Consider the following 12388-nt stretch of genomic DNA (forward strand, 5'->3'; position numbering starts at 1 on the left):
CCGCGGACCTCCTCAGGTGCGACGTGGGTGTAGGCTTCCGGGGAGGCCCAGAAGCACAACCTGCAGACGTCCTTGCGGCGGTCCCTCTGGGCGTTGATGCAGTTCTCGCAGGACCACGACTTCGCCCGCTGACTTGAGGCGTCGATCAGCATGTAGGCGTCGGGGTTGGACCCATCAAAGGAACCGTCGCCCGCGACCTGATAGGGGACTCGGTGGTCAATCTGGAGGTAGCGCGGCGCGAGGACCTCCTGCGTGAACGCCTCGCGGGAACCGTAGTGCGCCACGGGGCGGTCCTTGAAGGGCTTTGAGAACGCCCGCCGCCCGTCGATGCGCCCGGACTTGATGTCAGCCGGGTCCCCAAAACGGTAGGCCCCGATCTTGCGGCCCGTCTTGGCCGACACCCGGTCCCGGGTCATCGTGATGGGGATGCCCGCTTCCTTCACATCCCCCACCACGCGGGGCGGGTGGTCGTAGCCCATCTCGTTCAGGTCCTCGGTCGAACACTCGTCGTGCTCGATCAGGTAGTCAATCAGCGCGCGAGCGCGCTTCGCGGTCACCTTCTCACACAGGGCGAGGATGCGGGGGTCAACTGATTGATTCAACATGCAGCCTTGATGCCACATGTGGTGGGGGCCACAAAGACGGAAAAAGCGCCCGCAGGGGACGCCCTCCGTCTTAGAACCCGTCTTAACTTCCCGTCTTAGGAGTCCTGCGGGCCGTAAGTATCTGATTTTATGGCTCCGGCGGTAGGGATCGAACCTACGACCAATTGATTAACAGTCTATTTATGGCGGCGATCACGGTCTAACGATGTAAAACGGTCCAGACAAATAATCATCAGCATATGCGGCGTATGTTGACAATTATCTCTCTCATAGTCTAACGCTGGGGAACAATGGCAATCCGCTATTCTGTTCCCCAGACTGTTCCCCAGAGGACAAATTGACTATGAAACTGACCGCCGCATCCGTCGATAAGTTGCAGCCGACCGACAAGCGCCAGGAGATACCCGACGCGCTTTGCACTGGCCTCTATTTCGTTGTTCAGCCGACCGGCAAGAAGGGCTGGCAGGTCCGATACCGCCACAGCGGCACCCATCGCCGCATGACGCTGGGGGCCTATCCGGTGCTGTCACTGGCAGATGCGCGGCAGCGGGCGAGGGATGCGCTGGCGGCGGCATCCGAGGGGCGCGACCCTGCCGAGGAAGTGAGGGCCGCGAAAGCGCCGAAGCCCGAGGACGACCGCGACAAGATCAAGGTGCTGATCGGCCAATATCACAAACGGCACCTTGCCAGCCTGAAAAGCGGTGCGGTGGTCCGGCGGGAACTGGATCGGTTCGTCGTGGCGGAATGGGGCGAGCGGGATATTCATTCGATCAACAAGCGTGACGTGATCGACCTGCTGGACGATATTGCCGACAGCGGGCGCTTCGTGACCGCGAACCGCGTCAGGGCCTATCTGAACAAGTTTCTGAATTGGGCGGTTGAACGCGACATTATCCCCATGTCACCGGCAACAGGCGTTAAGCCTGTGGCGAAAGAACCGAGCCGCGACCGCGTTCTGACCGACGATGAAATTCGCTGGTTCTGGACAGCCTGCGAAGCCGAGGGCTTCCCTTGGGGTCCGCTGGGCAAGGTGCTGTTGCTGACGGGCCAGCGGTTGAATGAGGCCGCACAAATCACTGACAGTGAAATTCGCGGCGATCTGTGGCACCTGTCAGCCGACCGGACAAAGAACGGGCGGGTGCATGATGTGCCGCTGTCCGGTGCCGTGCGCGATGTTCTGGCGGGAGTGGACCGCATTGCCGGGAAACCGGGCTTCATCTTCACCACGACCGGGACAACGCCTGTCAGCGGCTTCTACAAAGCGCGTGCGACACTGGCCGATGCGATGCAAAAGGCTGCGGCAGAGGATCGGGGCGAGCCGGTCGAAATTCCCCGCTGGACCTTCCATGATCTGCGCAGAACTGCGGCGACCGGCATGGCGCGTCTGGGCATCCCGGTGCGCGTGACCGAAGCTGTCTTGAACCATGTCAGCGGGACCGGCGGCGGTATCGTCGGGGTTTACCAGAGGCACAACTATGCCGAAGAAAAGCGGGCCGCGCTGGATGCGTGGGCCAGCTATGTGACGCAGCTTGTGGAGGGCAAGCCGGGCAACGTCGTGCGGATCGGGGGGCGGTGATGGCTGTTGGCAAAACCTCTGACGATATGATCCGAGCGAGACTTGAAGCCCTTATACGAAAAATTGAGGGCGTCGGGCACGGAGCTACAACGAGCTTCTGGGTCGGCGATGCGGCCTCTGAGCGCCAATCAAAAGACGACTTGCAAAGCGGTCGCACGTATTGGGTCACTGCGCTCAAGAACGCCAAGAATGGCATTCGCGAACTGGACAATCAAAATTGTGACTTTGCGCTGGAATACTTGCTTGAGGCCAACAGCCTCGCGATTGACGCACTTGGGCTACGACTGTCTCGGGTTCGGAATGAAGAGGGGCTGAAACTGCTGGCGAAGCCCGCAAAACCGCGTGGGCGGCCAAAAAAGAACAAGATCGCAAAAAAATAATTGCCGCAGGATTTTTTAGCCTGAAGAACGGCGATCAATAGGGGGCCTAACGCAACCAAGCGAAAGGCACCCAAGTGGCACGCAAGCTTATCTCTGCAACTCGACTGCGCAACGAAATCTTTGACGGCGCGTCGGACATGTGGCTCTGGCGCAAGCTGAATGACCCCGAACTGAATTTCCCGCGCCCCATTTATATCGCCAACCGGCGCTACTTTGACGAGGCCGAAGTTTTCGACTGGATCGAGGCGCAGGCCGTGGCATCGCAGGGGGGGCTGTGATGATCCATGAAAAAGACTTCCCCGGCGAGGCTGCGAACCAAGCCGGGGACGAAATTCAATCCTGGTGGGATTGGTTCAATAATAACTTGGATCGGCAGGACAAGGCAACGGCGCTTATCCGCGCGCTGGTCGATTGTGATGCACGGGACCGGCTTCCTTTCCTTGAAATCCTGCACGACGCCTTGCGGGCGGGGCCGCCCGTTGCGCCTTTCGATAGCGTGATGGCCGAGGCGGCACTTTGGGCCGATTGGGCCAGCCGGGCCGAGCGGAAAGCATATTTGGTGGCTTGCTGGCGGCGACTGGCGCGCAACGACCAGAAGGCCTTTCTGGAATATGCGGCGGGGGCGGCATGAACGAATTTGCCAATCTCGACCGCGTGGCGGCAGACTATGATAATCCATTCACCGAAAACCCCGATCCGCGCTTGTCGCGGTTCTTCCCCGCGTCTGATCTGGCGGGAAAGCCGGTCCCTTCGCGGGAATGGCTGGTGCGCGATCTGGTGCCGTCCGGGACGGTGACCTTGCTGGGCGGAGATGGCGGCACCGGCAAAAGTCTGTTGGCGCTGCAACTGGCCTGTGCTGTTGCGTCGGGCGGCAAATGGATGGGGCGGGCCGTATCGTCGGGCGGGGCGCTGTTCATCAGTGCCGAGGATGACACGGCGGAATTGCACCGCCGCCTGAATGACGTAGTGCAGGCGGATGGCCTGCGGTTCGATGATCTGGACCGCCTGACTATGCGCAGCCTTGCGGGTGAGGACGCATTGCTTGCCATGCAGGACGGCAAGACCGGCACGCTTTATCCGTCGCCGTTGTTTGCCGAGATCGACAAGCGGACCGACGAAGATCGCCCGGCGATTGTGGTGCTGGACACGCTGGCAGACCTGTTTCCCGGCAACGAGAATGACCGGGCGCAGGCGCGGCAATTTGTCGGCATCCTGCGCGGGTTGGCGATCCGTCACGACTGCGCCGTGCTGCTGCTGGCGCACCCGTCCTTGTCCGGGCTGAACAGTGGTTCGGGCACGAGCGGATCGACGGCGTGGAACAATTCGGTGCGCAGCCGCCTCTATCTGGAACGTGTAGTGCAGGACGGATACGAGGCGAATCCCGATGCCCGGATACTTTCGACCAAAAAGGCGAACTATTCCACGACTGGCGGCGAAATCTGCATGACGTGGCGCGGGGGGGTGTTCGTCGCTGACGAACCGGAAACCGGGCTGGATCGCATGGCGGCAAGCGCAAGGTCCGAGCGGGTGTTCCTCAAGCTGCTGGTCCTTCTGACAGCGCAAGGGCGGCGGGTGAACACTGGTGGCGGGCAGACCTATGCACCAACGGTGTTTTCAAATCACCCAGAGGCCGAGGGCGTGAATAAGCGTGCCTTTCGTTCTGCCATGGAAACCTTGCTGGCAGCGGGCAAGATCAGGCTGGCCGAGGATGGCCCGCCATCGAAACGGCGGCAGTTTCTGGAAGCGGTTGAATGACGTTCCGACCGCTTCCAACCCCGTTCCAACCCCCTTCCAACCCCTGTTCCTTCCAACCCCCATACCCCTATAGGCTGCGCACCCGCTTGGCGCGGGGCTGCGCAAAAGCAGATAATCCCCTGCGTGTTAGCTAACGTTATGGTTTGATAATCTTATCAATGGGTTGCTTGTGAATTATGATTGCGGGGCGCAGCAATCGAGTTTCCATGAACACCAACCGCACCCCGATCAGCACCGCATCACCTTTTGACCTGGACAGCGTGAAGGCGCACGCCCGCGTTGATGGTGACTTCGAGGATTGGACGATTGCGCAGATGGCCGATGCAGCGGCGCGCGAGATCGAGGCACATTGCGGATTGGCTCTGCTGGCCCAGGCCATCACCGTCACACTGTCCAGCTGGTGCTGCCGCATCCCCCTGCCCATTGGTCCGTTCTGGACCGCAGGTCTGACCGATCATCCGATCACGCTTGAACTGATTGACGAGGCGGGCAACGTGACCCCGCACCCGGCGGGATGGCGGATCGAGGGCGGGCGCTATCCCGTCATCAGCCTGACCAGCACAGGACAGGGCCAGCACCTGCGCATCACCTATCCGGCGGGCTTTGGCATGGAGGCGTCGAGCATCCCGGCTGACTTGGCGCTGGCGATCTGTGATCAGGCGGCTGCGTTCTATGACCAGCGTGGGGCAGAGGATGCGCGGCAAGGGCTGTCAGTCGCGGCGTCCCGCATCGCGGCACGGCATCGGCGGGTTGCGGTATGACGGCGGCTGCGACCAGGGCGAAGGGGGGCGGGGGATCTGGTCCCAATGCCCCGGTTTCGATTGATACGGGGGACCGGCTGCCAAGTGTTCCGCTCTCTTTCCCGGCCCCTGAAATGGCCGATCAAGCGATTGCGTTTCTGGAAACCCTGAAAATTCCGGAAGGAAAAAAGGCAGGTGAACCGCTACGGCTTGCCGAGTTTCAGCGCGAGTTCGTTCGTGGCGCACTGGGCGACGGCGTCATGGTGGCCTGTCTCAGCATCGGACGTGGCAACGCCAAAACCGCCTTGTCTGCCGGGCTGGCTCTGGGCGCGCTAAAGGGCGTGTGGGACGATCAGCCGAAACGGGAAATCCTGTTCGCTGCCCGGAACCGCGATCAGGCCAAAACCGCCTTTCAATTCCTGGTCGGCTTCATTGAGGGGCTGCCCGAAGATGAGCAGGAGCAATTCCTGATCCGGCGCGGCTCCAAGCTGGAAGTCGAATATTCCGGCAACGGCGGCGGTCTGGCCCGATGCATCGCGGCTGACGGCAAGTCGATCCTTGGCGGCGCTCCGACGCTGGCCCTGATGGACGAACGTGCCGCGTGGGAACGCGAGAAAGGCGACAATCTCGAAAACGCGATCCTGTCCGGTCTCGGCAAGCGCGACGGACGTGCACTTATCATCAGCACAAGCGCACCGGACGACGCGAACACCTTTTCCCGCTGGCTGGATGAACCGCCGCCCGGGACCTATGTGCAGGAACACCGGCCCGCTTTTGGCCTGCCTGCTGACGATCTGGAAAGCCTGCTGCAAGCCAACCCAGGCGCAGTCGAGGGCATCGGCTCAAGCCCCGAATGGCTGGTCGCCCAGGCCAAGCGTGCGATTGCACGGGGCGGCTCTGCACTTTCCAGCTTCCGCAACCTGAATAGAAATGAAAGAGTATCGACGGAAGATCGCTCGGTGCTTGTTACCGTCGATGAATGGCTGAGTGCCGAGTGTGCCCCGGATGATCTTCCACCGCGTGAAGGGCCGTGCATTCTGGGCGTTGATCTGGGCGGTTCGCGGTCCATGTCCGCTGCGGCGTTCTACTGGCCCGACACTGGCCGGTTGGAGGCTCTGGGCACCTTCCCTAGCAACCCCGGCCTTGCGGATCGTGGCGCGGCTGATGGCGTGTCCGGTCGCTATGCCGAGATGCAGGAACGCGGCGAACTGATCACGATGGGCGATGCGACGGTTCCACCCGGCCCGTGGCTGGCCGAGATCGTGCGCAAGCTGGACGGCTGCGAGATCGCCTGCGTCGTGGGCGACCGTTTTCGTCATGCCGAATTTGTCGAGGCGATGGAAAAGGCCGGTCTGGCCCGCGTTCCCTTCATCTGGCGCGGCTTCGGCTGGAAAGACGGCTCCGAGGACGTGGAACGCTTCCGGCGCGCGCTATTCGACGGCGAGGTGAAAGTGGCCCCTTCGCTGCTTCTGCGCTCTGCCTTTTCAGACGCCATCGTTCTGCACGACCCGGCGAACAACGCCAAGCTGGCAAAGGCCCGTTCGCTGGGCCGCATCGACGCGGCGGCGGCAACCTTGCTGGCCGTGGCGCAGGGGCAGCGCATGAAGGCGGCACCGACGCGGAAAGCGAGGTTGGCATGGGCCTGAACCGCGAACACCGCCGTTATTCTCGGCCCGTCCTGAAAACGAAGCGCTGGCAGTTGCTGCGGCATGTCGTGCTGGAGCGTGACGGTTGGGCTTGCGTGGACTGCGGCCAGACGCGCGGCAGGTTGGAAATCGACCATGTGCAGCCCGTGCGGACGCGGCCCGAGCTGGCCTTCGACCCGGCCAATTGCGCGACCCGCTGCCCGTCCTGCCACACCAGAAAAACCCGGATCGAGTGCGGCCACCCGCCCCCGATCACATCCCCCGAGCGTGACGCCTGGGGGCAAGCTGTTGCCGATCTGGCGACGAACGAAACCGGCAACATGAGGTAAATCAATGCTGGAATCTGTAAAAATCGCCCGCCGCCAGTCGGAAATCCGGCAGGCCCTGGCGGAACTGGTGGGCAAGGAAAAGCCGACCGAAGACGAAACCCGCTCCATGGAAAGCATGGATCAGGAATATCGCACCAATGAAACCCGCTATCGCGCGGCGCTGACCGCCGAGGATCAGGAACGGCGCGAAGCCGGGGCGGATCTGGAAACCCGCTCGGATACCGAATGGTCCGAGATGATGGGCAGGTTCGAGTTGCGCCAAGTGGCGCTGGCGTTGGACGAAGGCAAGGGCCTGACGGGCGCAACCGCCGAGATCGTGGAGGAAATGCGGGCCGCTGGCGGCTATCGTGGCGTTCCGATCCCCTACGCGGCCTTGGAAACCCGCAACACGGTCGCTGCCGATCAGGTGAACCCGAAGACAATTCGCCCGATCATCGACCGGATTTTCCCCGGCAGCGTGGCCGAGCGTCTGGGCGTTCAGCGCATCAACATCACGAACGGCGAACTGGCGTTCCCGGTCGCGACCGCTGGCGCAGTGTTCGGATGGCAGACGACCGAATTGGGCGACGTTGGTGCGGCTTCGCCCTATGATACTGCCGAACGCAGCTTGAACCCCGACCATACCGGCGGCGCGCAGTTGATCATCAGCCGCAAGGCGCTGAAACAGGCGGGCGAGGGTCTGGAAGCCGCAATCCGGCGCGATCTGAACGCGGTAATCGGCACCGAATTGGATCGCGTTGTCGTCAACGGTTCGGGCGCTGCCGGGCAGCCTCTGGGCATCATCCCCGGCGCAGCGACCTATGGCATCACTTCGACTGCCGTTGGCGCGACTGCCACCTGGGCGGCGTTCAGGGCCGAGGTTGTCGCATTCATGCAGGCCAACGCGATCACGTCGGCGGGACAGGTTAATCTGGGCTTTGATCCGGCCATCTGGGCCGAACTGGACGAAGCGTTGATCACCGGCACCGCCGTTTCGGAATGGGACCGTCTGGCGAAACATGTCGGCCAGCCCGCGATCAGCAACGTGATCCCCGCCGAAACCGCGATAATGACGGCCAACGTGCAAGGCATCGCGCCGGGCTATCTGGGCCTTTACGGCGGCGTCGATTTGATCCGCGATCCTTACACGAAGGCAGGCAGCGGCGCGCTGGTCCTGACGGGGCTTGTGACGGCCGATTTCACCGTCCCGCGTGGGCTGCAAACGCGCATCCTGACCGGCATCGCGGACGGCAGCTAAGATGCTGTGGGGCGGCAATCTCGGCGCGCTGGAACTTCGCAGCGAGGGCGGTTCAACCCGCCTTCGGGCGCGGTTTCCCTATGGTGCAGAAACCGAACTGGCACCGGGGCGGCGCGAGGTTATCGCGGCCCGTGCCTTCGCTGATCGGATCGAGGCGGGCGAAGACATTCATCTGCTGTCCGGTCACGACTACAACAAGCCCCTCGCCTCGCGGGCGGCGGGCAACCTGACGCTGACGGACGGCGACGACGCGCTGACCATCGAGGCGACGATTGCAGACGGCACGACCTGGGCCCGCGATTTTCTGGCGGCACATGCGGGCGGGCTGATCCGTGGACTGTCGCCGGGCTTCCGTGTCCACGACGGCGGCGAGCGGATCGAGCGGCGGGGCAACGGCGTCCTGCGGACGATCAGCCGCGCGGCCTTGTTCGAGATCAGCGCCGTGACCCGGCCCGCCTATCCCTCGGCCCAGATCGAGGCGAGGGCGTGGAAAACGCATCAGGACCGGCAACCTTATCGGGGCATGGTCAATCCCCTGAACCGTTGGAGGGCGTGATGGGCTTCATGGATCTATTCCGGCGCAGAACGTCCGAACGCGCGGACATTTCCGAAACCCGCGCTGTTGCCACCGGCTATACGGCGGCCGTCATGGCGGCGCGCGAAAGCTGGATCAGCGGGGCGTCCGGGCTGGCCGAACTGACGGCGGCAGTTCAGACCTGCGTCAGTCTATGGGAAAGCGGCCTGTCGCTTGCAGACGTGACCGGCACCGACATGATTGACCGGCGCACGATGGCGATGACGGCGCGCGCCTTGGCCTTGCGTGGAGAGGCTGTTTTCCTGATCCGTGACCGGCTGATCCCCGCGACCGACTGGGACGTGACCACGCGCAACGGCATTCCCCGCGCATATCGTCTCGGCATCCCTGAAATCGGCGGCGGACGGCGGGAAACGGCGCTGGCGCAGGAGGTTCTGCATTTCCGCATCGGCTGCGACACGGCAGCCCCGTGGACCGGCACCGGACCCTTGCGCCGCGCGCCGCTCTCGGCGCAGCTGCTGCACGAACTGGAAACCGCCCTGCGCGACGTGTTCAGGGATGCCCCGTTGGGTTCCCAGATCATCCCTGTGCCCGAGGGCAGCGCCGATGATATGGCAGCGTTGCGGGCGGGCTTTCGCGGGCGGCGCGGTCAGGCTCTAGTGATCGAGGGCGTGGCGCAGGCGACGGCGGCGGGCATGAATCCGAATATCGGCCAGCACCCCGACCAGCTTTCACCGCATCTGGACAAGACCCTTGCCGACAAGCTGCTGACTGACGCCAAGGGCGCGATCTATGGCGTGTTCGGCATCCTGCCCGGCCTGATGAACCCGGACACAACCGGGCCGATGGTACGCGAGGCGCAGCGGCATCTTGCGCAGCTTATCTTGCAGCCGATTGCCGGGCAGATGGCCGAGGAAGTCTCGGAAAAGCTCGGTGAGACTGTCCAGATCGACGTTGTGCGACCGATGCAGGCTTTCGACGCGGGCGGCAAGGCACGGGCGCTGGCAACGATGGTGGCGGCACTGGCCCAGGCCAAGGAAGCCGGGATCGAGGGCGCAACCCTGCAAGATGCGCTGGCCTTCATTGATTGGGCGGATGACGGAAAATGATCGTTCAAGACAACCTAGGTCGCAACCTTGGGCGGCCACGAAAGCGACAACTTGACTCCGAAGTGGCCTTCGTTTCCCGCGCCGTCATTCCATCCCCCGACGATGCGGGCATCACACACCGCACTGTCGGCTCCAACTTCACGCAAGAAGGCATTGAACGTAGGGCAGTCGTTCCTACTGAGATATCCCACCTTTTTCTTATGGATGAATACAGCGACGGCATTCGGATCGTGAGGGTTCGAGGGTTCCGGGCGGAGTGTAGCCTGCTCATCAATTTTGACGCCATGTTCGCCCTTTCTGCCGCCAGCTAGTTTGAGCAGATCGGCTTGGTAACTGGCTTCCCCCACTATCTCATAGGTGTTGCCCCTGCCTCGCTTGCATCGGACCTCTTTCTTGCTCTTTGATCCGCCGAACAAACCAAACAGTGCCATGCACCACCCCCGAACCTCTAAACTCTTCTCTGAAGCTTAGGACAACAAGCGGGCGCTGTCACCTTCGCGGCATTGAAGCGGGCCGAGTAGCCCGATTCATCGGCGGTGCTGGTCCGCGTTCCCCGCTTTCGACCTGTTCCCCCAGTGTTCCCCAAAGTCACAAAGAGAAATGTCCCCTTTCGGGGGCTTGCTCTTAAATCCTTGATATTTCAGGGATTTTTGGCTCCGGCGGTAGGGATCGAACCTACGACCAATTGATTAACAGTCAACTGCTCTACCGCTGAGCTACGCCGGAACACGAGCCGGGGTATAGCAATGGCGTCGGGGGGCGTCCAGAGGGATTGCGAAGACTTTTCACTGGTGGCGGATTTTGACGTTGCCCCGGTCATCGGCCCTTTGATGACTGGCTCCCTCTGTCGAATTCACGCGGGCACTTCCGAGTCCGGTGCGGCTGTAGTGCCGCCGCATCGCCCGTTCGGGCGGTCATCCGCGTCAGGCCGCAGCCATTGCGTGGCCGAGTCCTGAACCGCCCCGGGTTTGCCGGAGAGTAAAACACTCGAAGGGTGAGCCCTGTGGCAAAGCCCAGTTTCACCCCCGCCTGTCCAGCCGAGCTTCGCGCATGCGGGGATCGGCCTCACGACCGGCCCGGCGCCCGCGCTGGGTGCGGCGCTCAGCCTCGCCGGCCAGGCGCAAGTCGTGGCGGCGGTCCGCTGTAGCGTGACACGAATTCTTGCACAGTTTGACACGAATATTTGCAGCAAAACGATTTTGACGGCGGGGGGCTTTAAGGCAGCCTTAAACGGTGCCTGAGCGAGTGCCTTTCATGGCCGCCGCACTGCCGTCGATTGCTGACACGGAGGACTGCGTTTCGGCGTCCAGCCGGTAGCCGTATCCGAAGACATTGACGAGCCGCCACGGCGTCCCGCGCAGCTTTCGGCGCAGACGGCTGACATGAACGTAAATCAGATGCCGGCCGACGACGCGATCGGCATCGCGCTCGGCATCCAGTGCGGCTTCGATCATCCGGACCGGCACCATCCGGCCCTGGTGGCGGGACAGGATCCCGAAGATATTCGCCTCGGCCGGGGCCAGGCCGTAGGCAAAGACCTCGGCGACGGTGGCATCCGTCCGCCCGGCGAGATCGTCATAGGCGGCAATCAGGTATTTGACCGCGTCCAGCCGCATCATGTCCGCGACCACGTCGGCGATGCTTCTGATCCGGGGTTCCGGGTGCGGCCGGGTGCCATGGGCCGACAGTACATGCCAGACGACGCCACGACTGACGCCGACTTCGCGGGCGATTTCCGCCGCGTTCAGGCCCGTCGCTGCATGGCTGAGGATAGTGGCGTTGCGCTCATCCAGTGCCGCGCGCGGCGTCTCTTTCGCGCTGGCGATGCGCGACCATTTCTTCATTCTGACTGCCGAGATGCGCCCGCCTTTGTTCACGGGACGGCCCGCAGTGGACCACCCCGTCGCGCTGTTTCCGTCTCATGATCGTAGACGGCGCCACGCCGCAGCGCCGCGCCGTTTCGCGGATACTCAGCCCTGCGGCAAGCATGTCGCGCCAGTCGGTCACGCGGCGATCCTGAACGAGGGGACGAAGCGCTTGAGAGGCGCACCAGGTAGCTGGCGAGCGGGGCGGCCTCCATGATGTCGCCACGGTGTCCGGCATAGCCCTTGCCTTCGCCGTCCTGATATAGAGCGCCGCTGTGGTCCTGTGCCTGCATGGCATAGCTGACGGTGCGCAGAGACAGCGGTGCAGCCGCGGTGATGATCAGCAGGTTCCCTGACAGGGCGACGTCCGAGATCGTGGGGCCGCTGACCTCGACGCCATGATCGGCCAGACCGCCATAGGCCGCATATTTGTCGACCGGATCGAATACTAGCGCACGGCCATCGATGCGGATCGGGACGACCATCTGTGCGCCGATCACCGTCGGCGCCATCGGTGTCATGTCCACGTCAACGCCCATCTCGTGCCGGACCCGATTATAGGCTTCCTGCAGATATTCGTGTCAAACAACATCCGCATCGGGAACCGCCCG

Annotated in this window: 15 protein-coding genes and 1 tRNA gene; 11 read left to right on the forward strand and 5 right to left on the reverse strand. The window is 62.9% G+C overall.

Annotated elements, in window-relative coordinates; genetic code table 11:
• On the reverse strand, window positions 1-557 hold a 557-nt coding region (locus Q5Y72_RS18850), incomplete at its 3' end, for a hypothetical protein (RefSeq protein ID WP_305964941.1).
• A gap of 391 nt (window positions 558-948) precedes the next feature.
• Here Q5Y72_RS18850 and Q5Y72_RS18855 point away from each other — a divergent pair.
• The 11 genes from Q5Y72_RS18855 to Q5Y72_RS18905 all read left to right on the forward strand — a co-directional run bounded on the left by Q5Y72_RS18855 (window position 949) and on the right by Q5Y72_RS18905 (window position 9912).
• Complete coding sequence (locus Q5Y72_RS18855; protein WP_305964942.1) at window positions 949-2181, forward strand: tyrosine-type recombinase/integrase; 1233 nt, start codon at window positions 949-951, stop codon at window positions 2179-2181.
• The gene (locus Q5Y72_RS18860) at window positions 2181-2561 is read left to right on the forward strand and encodes a hypothetical protein (RefSeq protein WP_305964943.1); all 381 of its coding nucleotides are present in this window, start codon (window positions 2181-2183) and stop codon (window positions 2559-2561) included. Before Q5Y72_RS18855 ends, Q5Y72_RS18860 begins: the two co-directional genes overlap by 1 nt.
• A gap of 74 nt (window positions 2562-2635) precedes the next feature.
• Window positions 2636-2839 (forward strand): helix-turn-helix transcriptional regulator, encoded by a 204-nt coding sequence (locus tag Q5Y72_RS18865; RefSeq protein ID WP_305964944.1) that lies wholly within the window; start codon window positions 2636-2638, stop codon window positions 2837-2839.
• Window positions 2839-3192, forward strand: coding sequence for a hypothetical protein (locus Q5Y72_RS18870; RefSeq protein WP_305964945.1), 354 nt, complete (start codon window positions 2839-2841; stop codon window positions 3190-3192). The genes Q5Y72_RS18865 and Q5Y72_RS18870 overlap by 1 nt, the downstream gene beginning before the upstream one ends.
• Window positions 3189-4316 (forward strand): AAA family ATPase, encoded by a 1128-nt coding sequence (locus tag Q5Y72_RS18875; RefSeq protein WP_305964946.1) that lies wholly within the window; start codon window positions 3189-3191, stop codon window positions 4314-4316. The genes Q5Y72_RS18870 and Q5Y72_RS18875 overlap by 4 nt, the downstream gene beginning before the upstream one ends.
• 206 nt (window positions 4317-4522) lie before the next feature.
• Window positions 4523-5077, forward strand: a complete 555-nt coding sequence (locus Q5Y72_RS18880; RefSeq protein WP_305964947.1) for a head-tail connector protein — start codon at window positions 4523-4525, stop codon at window positions 5075-5077.
• Between the two features lie 113 nt (window positions 5078-5190).
• The gene (locus tag Q5Y72_RS18885) at window positions 5191-6702 is read left to right on the forward strand and encodes a terminase large subunit domain-containing protein (protein WP_305964948.1); all 1512 of its coding nucleotides are present in this window, start codon (window positions 5191-5193) and stop codon (window positions 6700-6702) included.
• Window positions 6693-7031 (forward strand): HNH endonuclease, encoded by a 339-nt coding sequence (locus Q5Y72_RS18890; RefSeq protein ID WP_305964949.1) that lies wholly within the window; start codon window positions 6693-6695, stop codon window positions 7029-7031. Before Q5Y72_RS18885 ends, Q5Y72_RS18890 begins: the two co-directional genes overlap by 10 nt.
• Window positions 7032-7035: 4 nt before the next feature.
• A complete protein-coding gene (locus tag Q5Y72_RS18895; RefSeq protein WP_305964950.1) occupies window positions 7036-8268 on the forward strand; it encodes a phage major capsid protein in 1233 nt (410 codons plus the stop codon).
• A gap of 1 nt (window position 8269) precedes the next feature.
• Window positions 8270-8824 carry an HK97 family phage prohead protease gene (locus tag Q5Y72_RS18900; RefSeq protein ID WP_305964951.1) on the forward strand — a complete coding sequence of 185 codons (555 nt, stop codon included), beginning with the start codon at window positions 8270-8272 and terminating at the stop codon, window positions 8822-8824.
• A complete protein-coding gene (locus Q5Y72_RS18905; protein WP_305964952.1) occupies window positions 8824-9912 on the forward strand; it encodes a phage portal family protein in 1089 nt (362 codons plus the stop codon). The genes Q5Y72_RS18900 and Q5Y72_RS18905 overlap by 1 nt, the downstream gene beginning before the upstream one ends.
• A 14-nt stretch (window positions 9913-9926) precedes the next feature.
• Here Q5Y72_RS18905 and Q5Y72_RS18910 read toward each other — a convergent pair whose 3' ends face one another.
• The 4 genes from Q5Y72_RS18910 to Q5Y72_RS19995 form a co-directional block, all read right to left on the reverse strand.
• Complete coding sequence (locus tag Q5Y72_RS18910) at window positions 9927-10343, reverse strand: HIRAN domain-containing protein (RefSeq protein WP_305964953.1); 417 nt, start codon at window positions 10341-10343, stop codon at window positions 9927-9929.
• A 220-nt stretch (window positions 10344-10563) separates the two neighbouring features.
• Window positions 10564-10638 (reverse strand) — tRNA-Asn (locus tag Q5Y72_RS18915).
• A 500-nt stretch (window positions 10639-11138) separates the two neighbouring features.
• On the reverse strand, window positions 11139-11756 hold the full coding sequence (locus Q5Y72_RS18920) for a helix-turn-helix domain-containing protein (protein WP_305964954.1): 618 nt from the start codon (window positions 11754-11756) through the stop codon (window positions 11139-11141).
• The gene (locus Q5Y72_RS19995; protein ID WP_371930869.1) at window positions 11698-12075 is read right to left on the reverse strand and encodes a helix-turn-helix domain-containing protein; all 378 of its coding nucleotides are present in this window, start codon (window positions 12073-12075) and stop codon (window positions 11698-11700) included. The genes Q5Y72_RS18920 and Q5Y72_RS19995 overlap by 59 nt, the downstream gene beginning before the upstream one ends.
• Window positions 12076-12388 lie beyond the last annotated feature (313 nt).

The sequence above is a fragment of the Paracoccus spongiarum genome (genome assembly GCF_030732095.1).
In the GTDB taxonomy this organism is placed as follows: domain Bacteria; phylum Pseudomonadota; class Alphaproteobacteria; order Rhodobacterales; family Rhodobacteraceae; genus Paracoccus; species Paracoccus spongiarum.

Bases quoted from the DNA above. Each gene is read 5' to 3' on its own strand.
- Q5Y72_RS18910 (WP_305964953.1), bottom strand. From the start codon at position 10,343: ATGGCACTGTTTGGTTTGTTCGGCGGATCAAAGAGCAAGAAAGAGGTC.
- Q5Y72_RS18870 (WP_305964945.1), top strand. From the start codon at position 2,839: ATGATCCATGAAAAAGACTTCCCCGGCGAGGCTGCGAACCAAGCCGGG.
- Q5Y72_RS18880 (WP_305964947.1), top strand. From the start codon at position 4,523: ATGAACACCAACCGCACCCCGATCAGCACCGCATCACCTTTTGACCTG.
- Q5Y72_RS18875 (WP_305964946.1), top strand. From the start codon at position 3,189: ATGAACGAATTTGCCAATCTCGACCGCGTGGCGGCAGACTATGATAAT.
- Q5Y72_RS18920 (WP_305964954.1), bottom strand. From the start codon at position 11,756: ATGAAGAAATGGTCGCGCATCGCCAGCGCGAAAGAGACGCCGCGCGCG.
- Q5Y72_RS19995 (WP_371930869.1), bottom strand. From the start codon at position 12,075: ATGCCATGCAGGCACAGGACCACAGCGGCGCTCTATATCAGGACGGCG.
- Q5Y72_RS18890 (WP_305964949.1), top strand. From the start codon at position 6,693: ATGGGCCTGAACCGCGAACACCGCCGTTATTCTCGGCCCGTCCTGAAA.
- Q5Y72_RS18885 (WP_305964948.1), top strand. From the start codon at position 5,191: ATGGCCGATCAAGCGATTGCGTTTCTGGAAACCCTGAAAATTCCGGAA.
- Q5Y72_RS18905 (WP_305964952.1), top strand. From the start codon at position 8,824: ATGGGCTTCATGGATCTATTCCGGCGCAGAACGTCCGAACGCGCGGAC.
- Q5Y72_RS18855 (WP_305964942.1), top strand. From the start codon at position 949: ATGAAACTGACCGCCGCATCCGTCGATAAGTTGCAGCCGACCGACAAG.
- Q5Y72_RS18895 (WP_305964950.1), top strand. From the start codon at position 7,036: ATGCTGGAATCTGTAAAAATCGCCCGCCGCCAGTCGGAAATCCGGCAG.
- Q5Y72_RS18900 (WP_305964951.1), top strand. From the start codon at position 8,270: ATGCTGTGGGGCGGCAATCTCGGCGCGCTGGAACTTCGCAGCGAGGGC.
- Q5Y72_RS18860 (WP_305964943.1), top strand. From the start codon at position 2,181: ATGGCTGTTGGCAAAACCTCTGACGATATGATCCGAGCGAGACTTGAA.